Source organism: Mucilaginibacter sp., from assembly GCF_041660805.1.
Classification (GTDB): Bacteria; Bacteroidota; Bacteroidia; order Sphingobacteriales; family Sphingobacteriaceae; genus Mucilaginibacter.
The window spans coordinates 86,846-109,589 of record NZ_JBAZVP010000005.1; the positions used below are offsets into that span (position 1 = coordinate 86,846).

The 22,744-nt window shown below is 41.6% G+C and carries 17 protein-coding genes; 9 read left to right on the forward strand and 8 right to left on the reverse strand.

Features of this window, described 5'->3' with window-relative positions; genetic code table 11:
* Positions 1-213: 213 nt before the first annotated feature.
* Positions 214-888: a lipid-binding SYLF domain-containing protein gene (locus WC743_RS09260; RefSeq protein WP_373011658.1), complete on the reverse strand. Its 675-nt coding sequence runs from the start codon at positions 886-888 to the stop codon at positions 214-216.
* 100 nt (positions 889-988) lie between these two features.
* Positions 989-1,468, reverse strand: a complete 480-nt coding sequence (locus WC743_RS09265) for a DUF1203 domain-containing protein (RefSeq protein ID WP_373011660.1) — start codon at positions 1,466-1,468, stop codon at positions 989-991.
* A 105-nt stretch (positions 1,469-1,573) separates the two neighbouring features.
* Between WC743_RS09265 and WC743_RS09270 the strand changes: the two genes are divergently transcribed.
* Positions 1,574-2,560 (forward strand): acyl transferase, encoded by a 987-nt coding sequence (locus tag WC743_RS09270; protein ID WP_373011661.1) that lies wholly within the window; start codon positions 1,574-1,576, stop codon positions 2,558-2,560.
* 59 nt (positions 2,561-2,619) lie between these two features.
* Positions 2,620-3,267 (forward strand): PH domain-containing protein, encoded by a 648-nt coding sequence (locus WC743_RS09275; RefSeq protein WP_373011662.1) that lies wholly within the window; start codon positions 2,620-2,622, stop codon positions 3,265-3,267.
* Between the two features lie 29 nt (positions 3,268-3,296).
* On the opposite strand, the gene WC743_RS09280 is transcribed toward WC743_RS09275, so the two are convergent.
* The 4 genes from WC743_RS09280 to tyrS all read right to left on the reverse strand — a co-directional run bounded on the left by WC743_RS09280 (position 3,297) and on the right by tyrS (position 6,533).
* On the reverse strand, positions 3,297-4,178 hold the full coding sequence (locus tag WC743_RS09280; RefSeq protein WP_373011663.1) for a GLPGLI family protein: 882 nt from the start codon (positions 4,176-4,178) through the stop codon (positions 3,297-3,299).
* Between the two features lie 71 nt (positions 4,179-4,249).
* Complete coding sequence (locus tag WC743_RS09285; protein WP_373011664.1) at positions 4,250-4,726, reverse strand: RES family NAD+ phosphorylase; 477 nt, start codon at positions 4,724-4,726, stop codon at positions 4,250-4,252.
* Positions 4,727-5,212: an antitoxin Xre-like helix-turn-helix domain-containing protein gene (locus WC743_RS09290; protein ID WP_373011665.1), complete on the reverse strand. Its 486-nt coding sequence runs from the start codon at positions 5,210-5,212 to the stop codon at positions 4,727-4,729.
* A 37-nt stretch (positions 5,213-5,249) separates the two neighbouring features.
* Positions 5,250-6,533: a tyrosine--tRNA ligase gene (tyrS, locus tag WC743_RS09295; protein ID WP_373011666.1), complete on the reverse strand. Its 1,284-nt coding sequence runs from the start codon at positions 6,531-6,533 to the stop codon at positions 5,250-5,252.
* Positions 6,534-6,714: 181 nt separating this feature from the next.
* On the opposite strand from tyrS, the gene WC743_RS09300 reads away from it, so the two are divergent.
* Positions 6,715-7,380: a hypothetical protein gene (locus WC743_RS09300; RefSeq protein ID WP_373011667.1), complete on the forward strand. Its 666-nt coding sequence runs from the start codon at positions 6,715-6,717 to the stop codon at positions 7,378-7,380.
* A 162-nt stretch (positions 7,381-7,542) separates the two neighbouring features.
* On the forward strand, positions 7,543-9,555 hold the full coding sequence (gene rpsA / locus WC743_RS09305; RefSeq protein ID WP_373011668.1) for a 30S ribosomal protein S1: 2,013 nt from the start codon (positions 7,543-7,545) through the stop codon (positions 9,553-9,555).
* Positions 9,556-9,632: 77 nt separating this feature from the next.
* Here the strand turns inward: rpsA and WC743_RS09310 are convergent, their stop codons facing one another.
* Positions 9,633-12,425, reverse strand: coding sequence for a hypothetical protein (locus tag WC743_RS09310; RefSeq protein ID WP_373011669.1), 2,793 nt, complete (start codon positions 12,423-12,425; stop codon positions 9,633-9,635).
* Between the two features lie 134 nt (positions 12,426-12,559).
* Here WC743_RS09310 and pyrR point away from each other — a divergent pair, with 134 nt between their 5' ends.
* Positions 12,560-13,105, forward strand: coding sequence for a bifunctional pyr operon transcriptional regulator/uracil phosphoribosyltransferase PyrR (pyrR, locus tag WC743_RS09315; protein ID WP_373011670.1), 546 nt, complete (start codon positions 12,560-12,562; stop codon positions 13,103-13,105).
* Positions 13,106-13,252: 147 nt separating this feature from the next.
* On the forward strand, positions 13,253-14,176 hold the full coding sequence (locus tag WC743_RS09320; protein WP_373011671.1) for an aspartate carbamoyltransferase catalytic subunit: 924 nt from the start codon (positions 13,253-13,255) through the stop codon (positions 14,174-14,176).
* 97 nt (positions 14,177-14,273) lie between these two features.
* Here the strand turns inward: WC743_RS09320 and WC743_RS09325 are convergent, their stop codons facing one another.
* Entirely contained in the window at positions 14,274-15,575 is a 1,302-nt protein-coding gene (locus tag WC743_RS09325) for a flavin monoamine oxidase family protein (RefSeq protein WP_373011672.1), read from the reverse strand.
* A 247-nt stretch (positions 15,576-15,822) separates the two neighbouring features.
* Here WC743_RS09325 and WC743_RS09330 point away from each other — a divergent pair, with 247 nt between their 5' ends.
* From WC743_RS09330 to WC743_RS09340, 3 genes are all read left to right on the forward strand, one after another.
* Positions 15,823-18,141, forward strand: a complete 2,319-nt coding sequence (locus WC743_RS09330) for a glycoside hydrolase family 65 protein (RefSeq protein ID WP_373011673.1) — start codon at positions 15,823-15,825, stop codon at positions 18,139-18,141.
* Positions 18,142-19,851, forward strand: coding sequence for an alpha-amylase family protein (locus WC743_RS09335; protein ID WP_373011674.1), 1,710 nt, complete (start codon positions 18,142-18,144; stop codon positions 19,849-19,851).
* A gap of 229 nt (positions 19,852-20,080) precedes the next feature.
* Positions 20,081-22,489, forward strand: coding sequence for a glycoside hydrolase family 31 protein (locus tag WC743_RS09340; RefSeq protein ID WP_373011873.1), 2,409 nt, complete (start codon positions 20,081-20,083; stop codon positions 22,487-22,489).
* The last annotated feature ends 255 nt before the right edge of the window (positions 22,490-22,744 follow it).

Genomic DNA, 22,744 nt, shown 5'->3' on the forward strand with positions numbered 1-22,744 from the left:
CAAAGAGAGAAAAATACAAAGATCACAGAGATTTATATTAATGATAATTAGAAATGCTTTGTGGTCTTTGTGCAAAATCTTAGCGCCCTTTGTGGTTAATTTTACCACAAGGCACTAAGGAAGGAATACAAAGAAGACTAAGCCAAACAAAATTCTGCTCTCTTTTTGTAAATCATATTTATGATACAATCTCCTTTTTAATTTAGTGGGGATTTATAAACTACTCAGGGTTGTTTTTAACTCAACAACCGCTGGTGAGGTACTCTTAGATGCTTCAAAGATCTGGGCTGATGTTGCATCGTTGCCGTAAAATGCCGCGTTGGCACTTTTGTTTATAGACAGGTTTGAACCATGTATACTAATACCCGCAAATAAGCCTTTGCTGCGCGAGTAGGAATAAACTTCGGCCTCTAGTTTATAATCGGTGCTGGCTGTTGAACTGCGGCCAACCGGTCCGGCTGCTGCAGAAATGTCACCACCAATAGTAAAATCGCCATTCTTAACCTTGGCAAGCACCCCTTTATGGCGGAATACCAAAATCATATCAACAGATTGTACGCCAATTTGTAAACCAAAACTGCCACCTGTTAGGGTTACAAAAACAGGATCACTCCACTTGCCGTTAGCTAATTTAACCATAGCGATGCCTTGTCCGCGCTTGCCCCCAACCACAAAGCCCGCGTTTATCAATTTTGGGATAATTACAATGCCCTGGTACTCTTCCAGTAACTGATGCGGGATACTTTCAGACATCTTAGTAAACTCCTTTAATATATTGGTGGAATTATTTATCCTTTCGGTGCCTTTGTCATCTTGCGTTTTAGCTGATGCCAATAAAAAAAACGCGCTTATTAAAAGCGGTAACTTTAAAAATTTTAATATTTTCATGAGATAGCTGTTGTTTATGAAGCTCTATATCAATTAACTCTAATTTGGGGTTTTTGTTGCAAATAAAATGGGTATCTGCGCATCTGTGTGATACTAATTTTCAGGTCCTTTCAATTTTGCATATATAGCAACAGGCCTGGGCATTACGGGCGTGCAGATATTCAACCTGGGGGTGCTGATCAAATAGCTCAACTATCAATTCATCAACATCATTATCGCCTACAAGTTTAGTCAGAACCATCATCTGATCCTGATTATAACCGATAAGCGACAGCGGAAAACTTTGCTTATTAGCCTTTATCTCCGGTGGAAAACGATGCACATCGCTGTACTCGTCCACGTCTTTGCTGTTTATAAATATGGGGCCGGGCTGGTTGTATGCATTTTCAGTTTCAAAAGGGGAATGCTTAAATAGTAATCGCTTATCTACACCTTTTTCAAAGGGTTTTAATGAAACGCGGCAAGGCCCTAAGCCTGTAGCAAGCTGTTCAACAACCGGGTTCCCAAAATCATCTATCTTGTTAGCCTTGATCTTTTGTGCGAATGCTTTTGAAAGCGGAACAATTTTAAATTTATTCATGATCTTATATTTTTTACCAAATCTCCGCATATCCATTACCCGTTAAAAGCCGAAACTTGCGGCATATTCGCACATCTTACATATTCACATTATCTTTGCAGCAGCATGATCAAGCCGGATAAAGAGCAGGTATTCGCCATAAATAATAAAGCAGCTTTTGAGGAAACCGCATTGCAGGTATTTAGGTACCAGGCGGCTAATTGCGCGGTTTATAAAGAGTTTGTTAAAGGTATCCGTGTTAATACGGCTGATGTAGAATTTATTGAGCAGATCCCTTTTTTACCTGTAGAGCTGTTTAAATCGCACAAAATAACTACCGGTGATACACCGGCTGAAGTGATCTTTACCAGTTCGGGCACTACGGGCATGGTTACCAGCAGTCATTATGTTACCGATGTGAACTGGTATGTACAAAGTTTCCGAAAGGCGTTTGAGTTGTTTTATGGCGATGTAAAAGATTATACCGTGCTGGCGCTGCTGCCATCTTACCTGGAACGGGAGGGTTCATCACTTATTTATATGGCACAGGACCTGATCACGCAATCGGCCAATCCGGTAAGCGGTTTTTTTCTGTATAACCATCAGGAGCTTTATGATATTTTATTACAGCAAAAGGCCGCGAATAAACCAACCTTATTGATAGGCGTAACCTTTGCCCTGCTTGATTTTATAGATAGTTATACCATTAATTTCCCCCAACTTATTGTGATGGAAACGGGGGGGATGAAAGGCCGCCGTAAAGAAATGATCCGTGAGGAACTGCACAATGCATTATGTACCGGTTTTGGTGTTGATGTCATTCACTCCGAGTACGGGATGACAGAGCTTTTGTCGCAGGCTTATTCAAAAGGAGAAGGTATATTTAATTGCCCGCCCTGGATGAAGATAATTACCCGGGATACCAATGACCCGTTTACATTGATAGGTGAGGGTAAAACCGGCGGCGTTAATATTATAGACCTGGCTAATATTAACTCGTGCGCCTTTATTGCTACACAAGACCTGGGAAAGGTTTATCCCGACGGCTCTTTTGAAGTGATAGGCCGCTTTGACAATTCAGATATCCGTGGTTGTAATTTACTCATTGCGTAAAATAGATATGCAACTGGCATAATATTCTTATTTTTGCACCAATCAGAATTCTTAATATAATGATAGATAAATTTTTGCGCGACGAGCAAGACCCAAAAGCGGTTGAGAAAATATATACCCGGTTAGTTGACCTGCTGACCACCGGCGAAGAAATTTTATACATTGCGGTACAAAAAAAGCCCATTGTAAATCTTTTCCCGGATTGCATAGCGCTAACCAACAAACGCATACTTTTCTTTTCACCTGCAAACCTTGGCCTATCTATAAAGTTTGTTGAGTTTGTTTGGAAAGATATTGTTGATGTATTTACCAAAGAAGAAATTATAGGTGCCGTTTTTAGTGCTAAAACTACAAACGGTGTTGAAATGGGGGTTGATTACCTGCCTAAAGTACAGGCACGTAAACTATACCAATACGCACAGGAACGTAAAGAAGCCGAGCGTGAAGCCCGCCGCCTGCGCGACCTGGAAGAGAAACGTGCGGAATCTGGCTCATTGCAAATTGACCAGGCCGCACCTATAGCGTTTCAACCTCCTGTACCACCGGTAATACAGCAACCTGTGCCAACACCGCCAGCCCCTGTTGAAGAGCCCAAAAAGGATGAGTTAACCGAAAAACTAAAACGGTTAAAAACGTTGTTCGAGAATGGACTGATATCGCAGGAAGAATACAACCATAAAAAACTGGAGCTGCTAAGCGACTTTTAAATTGATACAGAAACCCGCCGCAAGCGGGTTTACTTTTTTTCGGGCAGTTCTATAGGGTTGTTATTTAATTTTGAATTAGCATCAGGCGATTTTACTACGTTAATGGACTGGATCTTACTTGGGTCAATATTATCCATAGGCATGCCTGTTATTCTGGTTTTACCACCACCTCCCATTGATGCTTTGCTAAAGCCTCTTGGATCTTTCGCTCTTGCTTCTTTTAGCCTGTCGAGGTCTTTTGGTGAAGTTTTTATATCATCAGCAGGCGGCAAAATGGTTTGATTGGTTTTACTGATATCCTCAAAGCTGTTAAATTTAAATATAACCTCCTTTTTAGTGTCTGATGCTTCCAGTATCAATCCCGGTAAACCATTCAGTTTCCATGGGCCGTTATGAAAGGGGAGGTCTATACAAAACCAGGCTTCGTAATCCCGGCCTTTAAAATGGCAGGTGGCCTTTTGGCAATGTAACGCGCCAAAGCTTAAAGTGTCTTTTTGTATTTTCCAGTTAATAACAGGCAAAGGTTCTTCAACTAAATAAAAATTAATAACCTGTTCTTCGGTATAAAGCTTTTTATCGTTGGTGTACTGGTAATATTCTTCGCTGGTTACCGCGCCTCCGCCAGTAATAGTTAAATTAAGGTGATTAGGGTCTGATGCATTTTTAACCTGGTTAGCTATTTGGTTAGCCATCATTTCTTCCTGTTGCTGCTTTGTAATGCTGCGGTACACGCTTGCATTACGCCCCAGTATTAAAGCCATGGTTTCTTTATAAGGCTTATTGCGGTTGGCAGTGTCACTGATATGGATCATTTCATAAATGGCCTTACCAATGGCTACATCAGCTTTTTGCGCAACAGATGCAATGGTAAATAGCAGTAAACAAGCAAAGGTTAGCAGTGGCGTTTTCATGGATAGCATAATTGATATCCTGTAAAACTAATTATTTAGTTTGAAATTAGAGTGCCTTTGGCGGAATTTATTTATTGCAGCGGGATAGGGTTAGGCTGTAGTAACCTCCCATCAAAGTTAAATGGCTGAGTGCTCAGTAACTTGACTTTTTTGATGTCCGGATGAAAAGGGTTGAGCAGATAGTTAAATTCCTCGGGTACAACTGATGACGGCACCTTCATCATCAGGTACTTTGCTTCTTTAATGAATTGGTTGCCAATCTGTTTTAATTCGGCTGGAGGAGAATTAGATACCCAGTGATCAGGCAGGGACCTTACATCGAGTGTTAAAATGCTGTTGTCAGGTACTTCTATTTCTGCCAGGCAAAAGTTTGCAGGGGTAAATAATGGTTGCAGGTGCACCAAAACTTCTAACACTGCCAGTGCCCGCGATGATGCAAGATATACAACCGCATTGCCATTACTGTTCCAACGTGCCCCGTACAGGCGTGCGCCCATACCATCAAGGGTAGTGATATAATTACAATTAGCAATACGGTAAAGTATCATTTAAACAAAAATTCCGTGCTCTATACGGCCCAGCTCATTAAAAACCATATCAAAGCCGGCAGATGTATCTAAAAAAGTGACAGGTGCTTCACCGTTAAATACAAGGCTTGGTGCTTTTACCCAAAGTTTAAACTTATCCATAGAGCCAAAAACTTCTTCGCCACGAGTGTAAAGGCGGGCAAGTTCAACGGCTTTCTCGGCATACTCGGTTTTAATAATGGCATCATCCTCATAGCGTTGTAAAGTACGCTCAGAGATATGGAGTATGTTAGCCAACTCCTGGATGTTTAAGGATATTTTTTTAGCTAAGGCCAGTAACGCTTTTTTAGGAAAGCCCTGCCGTGCAAGGTTAATAATGTCAAAATCAGAAGAAGATTTTACCCCACCTAACAAATTATAAAACGGGGTTGATGAAGCCTGTGTAATGTACATTGCCATAGGTTCATTAACCTCGTTTTTTGCAGTATGCTTTATTTTATACGACATATATACAAATATATAGCACAAATGTCGCAATAGCAAACTATTCGGCAATAATTAAAAAATAATTTTTCTTGCCTTTTTGCGCTACTAAATACTTGTTATTGATGAGTTTATCGCTTTGATAAATGTCTTCGGCAGTGTTGATCTTTAATTTATTTATAGCAACACCACCACCTTGTATCATTTTTTTAGCCTCACCTTTTGATGCGAATATTGCTGTTTTACCGGCAAGAAGATCTGCAGCGTTTATACCGGCTTCTAATTCTTTTGCATCAATAGTATAATTAGGTACGCCGCTAAATAAAGCTATAACCTCATCATCATTCAATTCGTTTAAAAACTCAATACCAGTATTGCCGAACAAAAACTCAGTAGATTTAATGGCCTTTTCATATTCGGCCTCTCCGTGCACGCGGATGGTAATATCTTTTGCCAATGCCTTTTGTAACACACGGGTGTGCGGTGCTGCGTCCTGCTCAACCTCTAAAGCTTCAATAATATCACGTTCAAACAAGGTAAAAATACGGATGTACGCTTTGGCATCAACGTCGCTGGTATTTAACCAAAACTGGTAAAACTGATATGGCGATGTGCGCTTGGCATCCAGCCATACTGCACCACTTTCGGTTTTGCCGAATTTGGTACCATCTGCTTTTTTTATTAGCTGGGTGGTTAAAGCATAAGCTTCTCCCTGATCTTTCCTGCGGATCAGTTCTGTACCGGTAACAATATTGCCCCATTGGTCGCTGCCGCCCATTTGCAGTACGCAGTTCTTATGTTTCCACAAGTAGTAAAAATCATAGCCTTGTACCAGCTGGTAAGTAAACTCAGTGAAAGACATGCCGGTATCACCCTCCAGGCGTTTCTTAACCGAATCCTTCGCCATCATATAATTTACGGTGAGGTGTTTACCCACATCCCGTATAAAATCTAAAAAAGTGAAGTTTTTAAACCAGTCGTAATTATTTACCATTTCGGCACTGTTGGCGCCGGTATTAAAATCAAGGAAATTTTCCAGTTGCTTTTTTACCGATTCCAGGTTATGCTGCAATACATCTTCAGACAGTAAATTACGCTCCTGCGATTTGCCCGATGGATCGCCAACCATACCGGTTGCACCACCTACCAAGGCATAAGGTTTGTGGCCCGCCCGCTGAAAATGTATCAGGGTCATGATCTGGGTTAAGTGGCCCACATGCAGTGAGTCGGCAGTGGGGTCAAAGCCAATATATCCCGATGCCATACCTTTATTTAACAGGTCCTCGGTGCCGGGCATAATATCATGGAGCATGCCCCTCCAGCGTAATTCTTCAACAAAATTCATTAGTAGTATATCTGTTACAAAAAGGGCAAATATAGCAGAATAATCTGTTGCATGGATGCTTGTGCTAATTGAGTTTTAAAACATTAAACGGTCATAGCTGTCTAATATCTGTAGCACTGATTGTTTTTGTTGCCCTATTTTTGTATTTTGTACCAAACAGGTGATTAGCCCCAGAACCTCTATGAATTTTCTTTCTCATTATTATTTTGACCGGGATACAACAGATTGCTACTTTACTTTAGGTACGGTATTGCCCGATCTTTTAAAAAATGCGGATAAATCGATCATCCTGCACCCCGAAAAGTTAGTACACTCAAACCCCAGTGTTAATTCTATTATAAAAGGCTGGAACAAGCATTTACTTGTTGATAAATTTTTTCATTCGTCCGCGTTTTTTTTAACCCATTCGCATCAGCTAAAAAAGGAACTAACCCCGGCTATTGCAGGCTCACCTGTAAAGCCATTTTTTTTGGGCCATGTTGCTATTGAACTGATCCTGGATAATTTATTGATCACCAACAATGAAATAAACGTTACTGATTTTTATAACCACCTGGATAGCTGTAAGGAAGGTACTATCCGTACGTTTCTGGAATTTGCAGGTATGAAAAACCCGGATGTGTTTTTTAAATTTTATGACGAATTTAAGCGTAGCCGATATTTAAACACGTATATTAATATAGACCAGATCACCTATGCCCTTAAGCGTATTTGCATGCGCGTGTGGAGCAACCCGTTTACCCCGCAACATGAGCAGGATATGACAGACATATTAATTGCTTACAGGTTAAGTATAATGGATGTTTATAAAAGCATTTACCGGGAAATATCGGGCCAGCTGATATAAGTTGCTTCCTGTGAGGGGCAGAGGTATACCAAAACCACTCAAAAATTACAAAAAGTGTCTAATTCTCTTGTTTTTACATTAAATATTATTTTTCCGATAAAAATTATATCCGTACCTTTGCAGTCCCAATTAAGTGTTGGGAAAAAGGAGTAAAATTATTTAATGGCAAAAAAACAAGAAGCAGAAAAAGAATTAAAAGCTAAGGAAGCTGAACTGGGGACAGTTACGGCAACCGCAGAAAAAGAAACTATTGAGTCAGAAGCTGATTCAATATCAATTGAAGAAATCAAATCACAGATCGCATCAGCACCTCGCGAGGATTTCGACTGGGATGCAGATGACAAAAAATTTGGTAACTACAGCGATAGCGACCGTGAGCAATTAGAGAAATTGTATGATGGAACATTCAGTTCAATCACCAAAGGCGAAATTATCTCAGGTACAGTTGTAAATATCAATAACAAAGATGTGGTATTAAACATCGGATTTAAATCTGACGGTTTGGTATCTGTTTCTGAATTCCGTGATACACCAGACCTTAAGGTTGGTGACACAGTTGAAGTATTTGTAGAATCACAGGAAGATGCTAACGGTCAGTTAGTTCTTTCACGTAAACGTGCAAAAACTCAAAAATCATGGGAGCGCATTAATTCAGCTCTGGATAACGATGAGATCATCACAGGTTTTGTTAAGAGCAGAACTAAAGGTGGTTTAATTGTAGATATAATGGGCGTTGAAGCCTTTTTACCAGGTTCACAAATTGACATTAAACCTATCAGGGATTATGACATTTATGTGGGTAAAACAATGGAATTCAAAGTTGTTAAGATCAACCACGAGTTTAAGAACGTAGTGGTATCGCACAAAGTGCTGATTGAAGACGATTTAGAAAACCAAAAAACTGAAATTGTGGCCAAACTTGAAAAAGGCCAGGTATTGGAAGGTACCGTTAAAAACATTACCGACTTTGGTGTATTTATTGACCTTGGTGGTGTTGACGGTTTACTGCACATTACAGATATATCTTGGGGCCGTATTGAGCATCCGAGAGAAGTTCTTGGATTGGATCAGAAGATCAACGTTGTTGTTCTTGATTTTGATGACGAGAAAAAACGTATCGCTTTAGGTTTAAAACAATTAACCCCACACCCTTGGCAGTCATTGGATGAAAACATCCAGATTGGTTCAAGAGTGAAAGGTAAAATTGTTACCGTTGCTGATTACGGCGCTTTCTTAGAAATTATCCCGGGTGTTGAAGGTTTAATTCACGTGTCAGAAATGTCATGGTCTCAAAACCTGCGTAACCCTCAGGAATTCCTTAAAGTAGGTGACGAAGTTGAAGCACAAGTATTAACACTTGATCGTGATGAGCGCAAAATGTCATTAGGTATTAAGCAATTAACTCCTGATCCATGGCAAAATGCCGGCGAGAAATACGCTATCGGTACAACTCACGTTGCTACAGTTAAAAACATGACCAACTTTGGTGTGTTTGTTGAACTTGAAGACGGAATTGACGGATTGATCCACATCTCTGACCTATCATGGTCTAAAAAAGTAAACCACCCTAACGAATTTACTAAGGTTGGCGAAAAATTAGATGTAGTAGTTTTAGAGCTTGATATTGAGAACCGTAAATTAAGCTTAGGCCACAAACAGCTTGAAGAAAACCCTTGGGATACTTTTGAAAGCATCTTCACTATTGATTCAATACATGAAGGTACTGTGATAAAAGTAACTGACAAAGGTGCTATTGTAGCTTTACCTTATGGTGTTGAAGGCTTTGCCCCAACCAAACATTTGGTAAAAGAAGATGGTAAAAGCGTTAAAGCTGAAGAAACTGCTGAATTCAAGATCATTGAATTTAACAAAGAGAACAAGCGTATCGTAATTTCACACTCACGTATATGGGAAGAAGCTCGTGCTGACGCTCGTGTACAGGAATTCGAAAACCGTAAAAAAGAAGCAAAATCTGCTAACAACGCGGTTAAGAAAGTGAAAGAATCTGTAGAGAAATCAACTTTAGGTGACCTTAGCGTACTTGCTCAGTTAAAAGAGCAAATGGAAGGTGCAGAAAGCAAAGCTGCTAAAAAAGCTCCTGCTGCTGCCCCGGCCGCTAAAAAAGCAGAGCCTGAAGCTCCTGCTGCTGAAACTGAAGAAGAAGAAGCTAAATAAGCTTTCGATATTCTAATACAAAGCCCTTCCAAGCAATTGGAAGGGCTTTTTTGTTGCGTTGGATTTTGTGTTGATGGCTACTTAACCGGCTTGGCTTTTACCCCGGTTTGTGATGTTATACTGATCTTACCGGTTTGGTAACCAAAACCACCCTGCATGTTTGTGCCTTCAATATTAATAGTATAGGTTGATGGCTTATCGGCAGCATAAAAGGATAGGGTGGCATTGCCATTTTCGTCGGTGACTAAATTGGGCTCCCAAAATATGGTTGTGCGTGTATCGGGTAAATCATTTTTAACTGCATAACGCGGACTATAAAACTGTTTAGGGAAAAGCATAGGCAACGGCCTAAAAGCCAGGGAACCGGGCGATGTGCGGGTAAATACGCCTGCCCCGCTGCGTGTGGTAATAGTCATAAACGCGTGGACGCCTTCTACCAGTTTTACATCTTTTATATCGTCGGCACCTATATAATTAAAAAATGTCCTTAAAAATCCATTGTAAGAGGTTGAATCACCGGTAACGGCCACACCATAAATACTTTGAACACTTTGCCCGTCAATAAGTACATCAGCAATAAACAAACTCCCTGATACATATTCTGAAGTAGTATGCATTGCAGCTCTCTTAAATACATCACCACTATAATAATTGGTTGTTTTAACACTTTTAAACCTTTGGTATATCAATTCAAATAAGCTTTTTTTGCCTGCGGCAATTAGGTCTTTTTCATTGATCTCCGCCTTTGAATAACCAAACTCATCTCCAATTTTTATTGGTTCTTTTTTAGCCTTAACAATCACCTCTTTTAATAATGTTCCTTTAACATCCTGCGCATTTATACCCGGTAAAGCGGTTTGGTTTGGCCTGTTAAAGTATTTTATCATCAGGCTGTCGCTGCTATGTGCATACCAGGGCGTAAGGCGGTAGTCATTATTGTTTGCAACAGGAGCGGTTTTAAACGGATCTAAAACGATGCCCGCTCCAATTTCCTTGCCTTTTGCATTGTGTACCTTTATAGTATAGGCAATGGTATCAATTAAAGGCAGGTTCTCAAATACAAACCGCCCATTCTCATTGCTTAGGGTATCAATAAGTATTACTCCGTACTTTTTGCTTGAAGCAAACAGGCTAACCTTTGCATTTGCAATGGGTTTTTTAAAGAAGTTTTCCAGTTTGCCCGAGATCCTGCTGTCAATCCCGGCTTCAAACTTAGGCGGAGTAGTGGGCGTTCCTTTCCAGTCATAGCCGGTCCATCCCTGGGTAAGCATCAGGTTGTCAAGCGCTTTTTCCATATTTATGCCACCCTGACTGAAATACCATCCCGGTTCTTCTACATTGCCTTTAAGCTCAGAAGTGAGCAGGAAACGGCTTGCTATATTGTCGTTGTAGGTTTTGTCAGTTACAGCACCATCATCCGTTACCGAAACTGAGAAATTACCAGGTACAGGTTTACCTGTTTTATCCTTTACACTAACGTTAACAGCAATACTGTCTTTAGGCTGATAGGTATTTTCACTATTGCTAAGGGTTAGCTGCAGCTGGTCATGCAGGTTAACAAATATGCGGCGCTCGTTAACGGGCTGGTTAAGATCACTCAGTATCATAAAGCTTACAATGCCCGTATTAAATTTGTTTTTAGCTATACGCAGGTTGTTAAATCCATTATCTAAATTAAAAGCTGTACCAAAATGAATCACGTCTTTTGATTGTGCTATTAGCGTGTAGCTCTTTTTTGCAGCCGCGATATCCGGGGTGGCAGTAATATATATATTAACCGAATCGGCCCGGCTAATATTATCAACCCGGATGGCTATACCTGCAGCTTTGGGCAGGGGGAGATCAACCGTTTTGGTGGTGCCATCAGCCGTGGTAATGCTGGCTGTGTATTTTTCACCGGCCTGTGGCAGTAGCATAAAATTACCCATGCCGTTATGCAAGGCTTGAAAAGTGGTTACCTCTTCATTTTTGCTATCGCGGATGCTGCCTTTAATGGCCAGGCTTTTACCATCATCGCCAATAATTTTAAAGCCAACCTTATTGTATAACCCCACTACCATATTGCCCCCTTCGGGCATAAACTGCAGATCGATATTTTGTGCCGGGCCGTTAGGGTAAAAAGGAATATTTAGTTTGCTGTTTTTACCGGCTTTATCTGTGATAACTAAGGTGAGATTAGTATTATCTGTTTTAGTGGGCAGTATAAAACTGGTATTAAAAGCGCCGGCATCTGAGGTGGTGTGGTTTGTACGTATCAGTGTTTTGTTCCCTGCGGTTAGTTTAATTTCCACATCACGATATGGAATAACCTTGCCATCCAGGTCATTCATTTGAATAGCTAAATTAACCTGGTTGCCCGTGGCGGTGGTTTTTACCGTATGCTGCTCGTTAACCATCCAACTGCCCTGCTGCGAAGGCTTACCTATATAAAACTGCTTATTAAAAAAGGTTCTCTGGTCAAAATTCTGCATCCAACCGGTATAAGCCCTTATCTTATAACTACCATCGGTTACCCTATTATCAAGCACAAAATAACCCTGCCCTAATCCTGCTGAGAGCGGTATTACCAGTTGGGTAATTAACCTGCTGCTATCATTAATAAGCTCAACATACAGCTTACTGCTTAAAACCGACGCTGTATAACTGGCAGAAGTAAGCAGGTAACCCTTGAACCAAAGTGTATCACCTACAGAATAATATGGCTTATCAAAATGAAGGTATAACTTCTCTGATGGCATTTTTTCAAAGTAGCTTTCGGTGGTTTTTATGAGTTTGTTTACCGCAGGGTTCTCCTGACTATAAACTTTGTTGCTGATAATGCCTGTTAACAAAATGCAGGTTAGAAACAGCATGTAGAAATTAAATTTCATAGATAAGGTTAGATTGTGTGGGTAATTTAACTGTTTGACTTGAAAAATTCTATAAGTTTATTCTGTTTGATAAATTAATTTGTATACGCTAAACACCAAACAATTTTTTACCTTTGCCCAAATCCACCCATACGATGCAAAATCTAACGCTGCTCGACGGTCAGAAATTTCAAATCACAATTCAGCGTTTATGTCGTCAGTTAATTGAAAATCATAACGATTTTTCCCGCTCAGTTTTAATAGGGATACAGCCGCGTGGCATTTATCTGGCTAAGCGTGTAGCAGATGAACTGCGCAAAATATTACCTGAAAGTACAATTGAGCAAGGCGACCTGGACATTACCTTTTACCGCGATGATTTCCGCAGGCGCGATTCACCGCTGGTTCCTAATCAAACCAAAATAGATTTTATTATTGAAGGTAAAAAGGTGATCATGATGGATGATGTGCTTTGGACCGGCCGTACCATTCGTGCTGCTATGGATGCCATGCAGGCATTTGGCAGGCCCGAAAAGGTAGAGCTGCTGACACTGGTAGATCGCCGTTATTCAAGACATATACCCGTTGCGGCAGATTATGTAGGTATTGAGGTAGATTCCATTGCATCGCAAAAAGTTGTAGTAAGCTGGAAGGAAACCGACGGCGAAGACAGGATAGTACTGGTATCGGAAGCAAAGTGATTTCGAATTTTCGATTTTGGATTTGAAATTAGAATAACAAAGCGTCATTGCGAGGAACGAAGCAATCTCACGATAGAAGGTAATAAATAGGCATACAGAAAATAAATAAATCCGATATCGCAAATCCGATATCCGAAATAGAAAAACATGGCTCTTAGCACACGGCATTTATTAGGTATAAAAGACTTGAACCGGGCAGATATCGACCTGATATTTGAAACGGCCGATAATTTTAAAACGGTTTTAAACAGGCCAATAAAAAAGGTGCCATCATTACGTGATGTTACCATTGCCAATATCTTCTTTGAAAACTCAACCCGTACCCGTTTATCTTTTGAGCTGGCCGAGAAAAGGTTGTCTGCAGATGTGGTTAATTTCGCGGCGTCGTCCTCATCTGTTAGTAAAGGCGAAACCCTAATTGATACCGTAAACAACATATTGGCCATGAAGGTAGATATGGTAGTAATGCGTCACCCTTATGCCGGTGCCGGTATCTTTTTATCAAAACACGTAAAAGCCCAGATAGTAAATGCCGGCGACGGCGCGCACGAACATCCCACACAAGCTTTATTAGATGCTTTTTCAATAAGGGAGAGATATGGTGAGGTAGCAGGTAAAAAAGTAGTGATAGTTGGAGATATTCTGCACTCGCGTGTGGCGCTATCAAATATTCTTTGCCTGAAACAATTAGGTGCCGAGGTTATGGTTTGCGGCCCAACCACATTGATCCCAAAATACATTGGCGCGTTAGGTGTTAAGGTTGAGCATAACTTAATAAAAGCCCTTAACTGGTGCGATGTAGCCAACATGTTGCGCATTCAAATGGAGCGCCAGGATATTAAATACTTCCCGTCGTTACGTGAATATACCATGCTTTACGGTTTAAATAAACAGATCCTGGATGGCCTCGACAAAGAGATCACCGTTATGCACCCCGGCCCAATAAACCGTGGTGTAGAAATTACCAGTGACGTTGCCGATAGTAAGCAATCCATCATCCTTGATCAGGTAGAGAATGGCGTGGCTATCAGGATGGCGGTGCTGTATCTGCTGGCGGGGCAGGCAGGGTAATGGTTATCCATTATTGTTAATTATAGTATCAAGGTGTTCCGTTTTTGTTCCGCTTTGTTCCGCTTTTAGCGGAACGGAACAGTTGGCCAATAGTATACTATTTCAGCATCTTTTTCGCCGCTTCTTCACCATTAGTTAAAGCGGCTTCAACAGTACCCATTGCTACACCCTGGTACAAATATTCGCCACAAAAATAAATTGTATCGCTTATAGGCGTATTTAAAAGCTTTCGGGCTTGTGGCGCTTCAACGGTATCATAAGCATAGGAGCCGCGGGTAAATGGATCTGCTGTCCAGTTCATTATCTTGCAGGCTATCAGTTTGCTCTTTAACTCATTCATATCACGGTTAAAAATATTTGCTAACGATTGTAGTCCCTGTTCTAATATTTCTTCATCAGGCATAGCTATCTTATCTGCTGCTGCCGGGCCGCCTATCCAGCCTGTGAATACTTTTGATTGGTCGGGCAACTGCGTCCACCATGTAGGGATCTCTTCGTCAGAGAACAGGTACCCCATCTTTTCTACATCCTTACCTGTCATCGCCTTTGTTTTTTTGTCGAGCCAAAAAGCGTCGGTAAATTCCAGCAATATTTTTATTACAGCGCCAAAGCCCATTTGTTGTATCGCCCGGCCGTACTCCGGAATTTCAGGATGAAAGGTTACTGCACCTTGTTCTTCTTTATCAGCCTGTAAAACACCAAGGGGCATTGCTATCAAAATTTGTTCGGCTTCATATGTTGCACCATCTTCACAAATGGCTTTAACATTTCCTTTTTTCCAGCGGATCTCTTTTACAACAGAGCTCAGCAACACCTCACCACCTTTTGCCTCACACTCGTTAACCAGGTAATTGATCATAGAACAATACCCGCCATTTACCCGGTGCTGGGCATTTTCCTCCTCGTGCTGCCACTCTTTGCGTAATGCAGAAGTACTGGCCTTATGTGGGTCGGCGGTGTCATAGCCGGATACGAATTTCCATGCGGAGTCACGTAGCTCCGCATATTTATCACCAGGGAACTCCATTTGCAAAAAGTTGTAAATATCAGTATCCTCTTGCAGCTCATTCAGCTTTTTAATAAGCAGGTCCCAGCCCTCTATTATCATACTATTTTCCTCAAATCTGCCTTTTTCATAACGCCACATTTCGGCATCGGCAGAACGATAGGGGAGTTTGGCCTCTTTCAATAACTTGAGGGTAACAGGCAGGTCGCCATGTACAAATTCGGCACCCAGTTCGGTCTGGTTAAAAAAGGTGGTATCGTTTAAGGTATAAATACGCCCGCCGGTGCGGTTACGTGCTTCTAATACGGTAACTGCTTTGCCGGCTTTGCACAGGGTATGTGCCGCCATTAAACCGGCGGCCCCGGCTCCAATTATAAGGACAGTATTTTTCATAAAATAGGTAATGCAATTTAAAGGGAATAGTTGTAAGGTGCAAATAGCCTCACCTAAATCCTCTACAAAGGAGAGGACTTTAAAATTTAATTCCCCTCTCATTTGGAGAGGGTCGGGGTGAGGCTTCTTCGCCAGCGGGGTGAATAAACTTGCAGCCCCGCAAAAGCCAAGTATTTACATAAGGCTTTAATAAATGTTTGTATTATTTTAGCGCAGGGTATTACAGGCAATATTATACCCTTATAGCATGAAGGATTATTTTAAAGTTGACGAGTGGAAGATCATAGAAGATGGCTTTGACCCACATTACAATAAAGTTGCTGAGAGCGTATTTAGTCTGGGCAATGGCCGGATGGGGCAGCGGGCCAACTTTGAGGAAGCTTACAGTGGTGATACCCTGCAGGGAAACTACGTTGCCGGCGTTTACTATCCCGATAAAACCCGTGTAGGCTGGTGGAAAAACGGCTACCCTGAATACTTTGCCAAAGTTTTAAATGCCGCCAACTGGATAGGTATTGACGTTTGGATAGGTGATGAACAACTCGACCTGGCCAAATGCGAAGTGCTCAATTTCCGCCGGGAACTGAATATGAAAAAGGGTTATCTGAAACGGAACTTCCGCGCCAGAACTGCTTCGGGCAAAGAAGTGGAGGTTGAGGCGATCCGCTTTTGCAGCATGGCCGATGACGAGACCGGGGTTATTAAATATACCATCACCCCTGTAAATTTTGAGGGAGAGATAACATTGACCCCCTTTATTGATGGCGACATTGTAAACAAGGATTCTAATTACGACGAGAAATTTTGGGACGAGGTAAAAAAAGAGGTCAGTCATGATAACGGTTTTGTGCAGCTGCGCACAAAAAAGACCGGCTTTGAGGTAGCTACTGCAATGAAGTTTACGGTGTTGCAGAATGGTATCCCTGTTGAATTTGAATCGGCACCTGTCCAAAAGGAGAAATATATAGCAGCTGAAATTAAGCTGCAGGCCAGTCAAGGACAAAGCATTACGCTAATAAAATACGCGGCCAATCTTTCATCGCAAAATTATGGGGCAGATGAACTGGCAGAAAAAACGGCCGATATTTTAACTATCATCAGCAACAAAGGCTTTGATACCATGCTGGCCGAACAAGCCGCTGCCTGGGCCGATAAATGGCAATATAACGATATTATTATTGAGGGCGATGCCGCTGCACAGCAGGGAATCCGCTTTAACATATTCCAGTTGAACCAAACCTATACCGGTGAGGATGACAGATTAAACATTGGTCCGAAAGGTTTTACCGGCGAAAAATATGGCGGCTCTACTTATTGGGACACGGAAGCATATTGTGTGCCTTTCTACCTCGCCACAGCTGAACCTAAAGTAGCCCGTAACCTGTTATTATACCGCTATAAGCAATTAGGCAAGGCTATAGACAATGCCAAACTCTTAGGCTTTAAAAACGGAGCTGCATTATACCCCATGGTTACTATGGATGGTACCGAATGCCATAACGAGTGGGAAATTACTTTTGAAGAGATCCACCGCAATGGGGCAATAGCTTATGCTATTTATAACTACACCCGCTACACCGGCGATGAAGCTTATTTGGCAGATTACGGACTGGAAGTGCTTATTGCTATATCCCGTTTCTGGGCGCAGCGCATTACCTGGTCGGCCGAGCGGAATTTATATGTGATGCTGGGTGTTACCGGGCCAAACGAGTACGAGAACAACATAAATAACAACTGGTACACCAGTACTATTGCTATCTGGTGTTTAAAATATACGCTGGAGGTTATTGGTAAAGTAAAAGATACAAAAGCCGCTAAATACAATGAGCTTATTGGCAAAATTGCATTCAACGAAGAAATGGAATGTGAAAGGTTTGCGGATATTATCGCTAAAATGTATTTCCCTTATGATGATAAGCTGCAGATATTTTTACAGCAGGACGGTTACCTGGATAAGGAACAAATACTGGTTAAAGACCTGCCTGCTACAGAACGCCCGCTGGTGCAAAAATGGAGCTGGGACAGGATCCTGCGATCGGTATTTATTAAACAGGCCGATGTATTGCAGGGACTTTACTTTTTTGAGGATAACTACGATATGGATACCATCCGTCGTAATTTTAATTTTTATGAACCGAGAACGGTGCATGAGTCGTCACTCTCGCCTTGCGTACACGCGATATTAGCGGCTAAGCTGGGCGATGTAGACAAAGCCTATGAGTTTTACCTGCGGACTTCCCGGTTGGATATAGACGACTATAATAACGATACCGACGATGGTTGCCACATTACCTCAATGGCCGGCACCTGGATGGCAGTAGTTGAAGGTTTCGGCGGGATGCGGGTAAAGGATGGTGTGTTATCGTTTAATCCGCTATTACCACCAAAATGGAACGCGTTTTCTTTCCAGGTAGGTTTTAGAGGAGCATTACTGAACGTGAGGGTGAGTAGGGAAGGAATTAATATCAAAAATACATCCGACCAAAAGATTACTGTAAAAGTTTACGGCGCAGCGCATAATATAAATGCGAATGACGCGGTACTTGTTAAATCAAACGAAATTTGAATGCCTGACCATAAATTAATTATATACCAACTGCTGCCCCGCCTATTCGGCAATACTAATACAACCAACAAAATCTATGGTTCGGTTGAGGAGAACGGTGTTGGCAAACTGAATGACATAACCGATAAGGCCCTTACAGAAATTCAAACAATGGGTTTTAGCCACGTTTGGTACACCGGAGTTATTGAGCACGCCACCATGACGGATCATTCGGCATTCGGCATAAAAACTGACGACCCCGATGTGGTAAAAGGCCGGGCAGGTTCGCCGTATGCTATAAAAGATTATTATGATATAGCGCCGGATCTGGCGGTAGATGTGGATAACCGGATCAGCGAATTTAAGGAACTGATTGACCGGACGCACAAAAGCGGAATGAAAGTTATTATTGATTTTGTGCCTAACCACGTGGCGCGTACCTATGCATCAGATGCCAAACCAGCAGGTGTGCGGGATTTTGGTGAGGACGATGATAATACTATGCATTTTGCGCCCTGTAATGATTTTTACTACATGCCCTGCTATCCCTTTGTAGTACCCGGAGGTTACAACCCCGGTGGCGATGAGTTTAAATCTCCGCTAAAGGACGGCAAGTTTGATGAGTTCCCGGCTAAAGCAACGGGTAATGATGTATTTAATCCGGCTCCGGGGATTAACGATTGGTTCGAGACCATCAAACTAAATTATGGCGTTTATTATCTCGACGGTAAAAGATCATACTTTGATCAAATACCACCCCTGTGGAACAAAATGCACCATATACTAAGCTATTGGGCTGATATGGGGGTTGATGGTTTCCGCTGCGATATGATAGAAATGGTGCCGGTTGAGTTCTGGGCATGGCTCATCCCCAGGTTAAAGGAAGTTTATCCCGGCCTTATTTTCATCGGCGAAGCCTACGATAAAAATCAATATTGCAATTACATACAGAATGGCCGGTTCGATTATCTGTACGACAAAGTTGGCCTATATGATGCTATCCGCAGGCTTACCTGTAACGAGCCGGGCGCCAACACCTGGCAAATAAATGATGTTTGGAATAACCATACCCGTGATATTGACCAGCATATGCTGCGTTTTATGGAAAACCACGATGAACAACGTATAGCCAGTAATAATTTTGCAGGCGATGCATTCCTGGCCGTGCCGGGTATGATAGTGAGTGCTACATTAGCCACGGGGCCGGTAATGATCTATTCGGGGCAGGAGGTAGGCGAACCTGCTGCAGGTGCATCCGGTTTTAGCGGCGATGATGGGCGCACCACTATTTTTGATTATTGGGGCGTACCCGGGCATCAAAAATGGTTAAATAACGGCAAGTTTGATGGAGGGCAATTATCGGCACAACAAAAAGAACTGCGCGGCTTTTACAGCAAGCTCCTTAACACGGTTAAAGGAAATGAGGCCCTGCGAAACGGCAGCTTTTATGAATTGATGATAGCCAATGAGCAGCAGCCGGGTTTTGACACCATGTTGTATACTTATTTGCGCTATACTTCGCACCAGCGCGTGCTGGTTATTGTTAACTTTAGCCGGCAGGACAAGTCTATCAAACTAAAACTGCCCGATGATCTTTTAAGTAAATGGAATTTACAAGGTGAGGTGATTTTTACAGATCTGTTAAGTAATAAAGTTTTTAAAACTAATAATATGCAAGCAGGTGTGGATATAACAGTGCATGCTGCAAGCGGTTTATTGCTAAATTTGTAATTCTTTTAAAAATTAAAAAGCCAATAGCTTTTTGGCTTAATTATCGCTTGGATATTCATTAATAAATCGTTTATTAGCTACTTAACACTTAGCCGACTTAATAATTGTGCTTTATACAGTTTTGATCTGTAATAAAGTATTTGAACTTTTTGTATTTTTTATGGAATCAAACGTACCAAATCCAAACCCTGAGCTTTTGACAGCCAAGCTTTTAGAAGCCGATGAGCTGATGGAAGATGAAGAGTTTCATCATTTAAATAACCCTGCGGAGGGAATAAAACCTATTGTAAAAAAATACCTGGGTACCCCAAATCACGCGGAACAACTGGGGAATAAATTCTACTTTACTGATGGCGATGCCAGTGTTGAAGTTATAGTAGCCACAAACGAAATTATCCGCATACGGTTAGCACCCCACAGTGTTTTTTTAGATGATTTTTCATATGCCGTTCCCAAATTGCCGCATCAGGCAGTTGAATTTACCTTGTTTGAAAATGAGAAGGAATTCAGGGTAAGTACACCGGCTGTTAATTGCCATATTCGCAAACTGGATTTTTTTATATCTTTTTCTGATAAAAATGATCATTTAACCAGTTCTGATGCTGTGCAAATGCATTGGGAAGAGAATACCCAATTTGGTGGTTACTATGTATTCTGTACTAAAACCTGCCATGATCAGGAAAGCTTTTTTGGCTTGGGAGATAAAGCGACCGAGTTTAACCTGCGCGGTAAGCGTCTTGTTAACTGGAATACAGATGCTTATTCATTCAGCTTTAACCAGGACCCGCTTTACCGCTCAATCCCGTTTTATATTAGCGTTAATGAAGGTATAGCCCATGGTATTTTCTTTGATAATACCTTTAAAGCGCACTTTGATTTTGGCGCAGAAGACCGAACTAAAACCAGTTTTTGGTCTGATGGTGGCGAACTGCAATATTACTACATCCACGGGCCGCATATGATGGATGTGGTAAAGAACTATCACTTGCTTACCGGTACGCATCCTATGCCTCCGCTTTGGGCGCTGGGCTATCATCAGTGCCGCTGGAGCTATTATCCCGAGAATAAAGTAAAGGTTATTGCCAATGGCTTTCGTCAAAACAGGATACCATGTGATGGTATTTACCTGGATATTGATTATATGGATGGTTACCGTTGCTTTACATGGAGCCCCAAATACTTCCCTAATCCAAAGAAAATGATAGCTGAACTGGCTTCGGCAGGTTTTAAAACGGTGGTTATTATTGATCCGGGCATCCGTGTGGATGATAACTATTGGGTATTTAAAGAAGGTAAAGAGAAAAGATATTTTTGCCGCCGCAGCGATGATTACTTTATGGAAGGCCATGTTTGGCCGGGCCGTTGCCAGTTCCCTGATTTTACCAACCCGGAAGTACGCGAGTGGTGGGGCGATCTGTTTGATGACCTGGTAGAAACAGGTGTTGCCGGCGTTTGGAATGATATGAACGAGCCTGCTGTGTTTGGTTCAGGCACTTTCCCTGATGATGTGCGCCACCAGTATGATGGTTACCGCGGATCGCATCGTAAAGCGCATAATGTTTATGGTATGCAAATGGTACGGGCTACTTATGAAGGTTTGCGCAAGCAAATGAAAAATAAGCGCCCATTTACTATAACCCGCGCGGGCTACTCAGGCGTTCAGCGTTATTCATCCGTTTGGACTGGCGATAACGTGGCATCATGGGAACACCTTAAATTGGGAAATATTCAGTTACAACGCTTATCGGTTTCTGGTATTTCTTTCTGCGGGACTGATATAGGTGGTTTTAGCGGCGAGCCTGATGGGGAACTGTTTACCCGTTGGATACAAATGGGCGCTTTTTCACCGTTCATGCGTGCACACTCTGCAGGTGATACCAAAGAGCGCGAGCCATGGAGTTTTGGTGAACCATACACCTCCATCAACCGTAAATTTATAGAGCTGCGTTATCGCTTATTACCATACTTATACTCCGCTTTTTGGGAGCATCACCGTTACGGATTCCCTATATTGAGGCCTGTGGTAATGCTTGAGCAGGATACAATGGCTAATCATTTCCGCCAGGACGAATTTACTTATGGCGATAAAATACTTATTTGCCCTGTATTAGAACCAGGCCAGCAAAGCCGTAAGGTATATTTACCTAAAGGTACATGGTACAACTGGTGGAGCTTAGAGGTAGTTGAGGGTGGTAAAGAGGTAATTGTGCCCACACCTTTAGATGTCATTCCGTTATTTGTTAAAGCGGGATCAGTAATACCCGAATATCCGATAATGCAATACACCGGCGAGCGTGAAATTGAGGAAGTTAAACTGAATATTTACTATAGCGGTTATGAGGTAAATTCTTTTCTGTTTGAAGATTATGGCGAAACATTTGCCTATGAGCAGGATATTTACCTGGAGAAGAAATTTGTAGTAAAGGGCACAGCCGATAAATTGACTATACAGCAAAGCATGGAAGGTTTATATACGCCACGTTATGAAGGTTATCACTTTAAAATAAACGGCTTACCATTTAAACCATCAAAAGTGGTGGCCGATGGTAAGGATATTGCCACTATAAGTTCTAATCCTGATAAGACATATGAGTTTAAGTTTAGCAAGAACTTTAAGCAAATAGAGATATTCAAATAAGAAAAAGGCAGTTTTAAACTGCCTTTTTTGTTTAATATAAACATCTATCCGTATTGTATGTTCAATAATGATATATTTGAATAACAGGGATTTTTCCCGCAACCAATTAACCTGAGCGCTCAAGCGCTACATATTATGGCAAAGCAAACTAAGAAACCCGCTGCTGAATTAACAGAATCTAAACCTATAAAGGCTAAAAAAGAAACCAAGCCAAAAACTGACAAAGGTGCCTGGCCGGAATCTGAGGATATTACA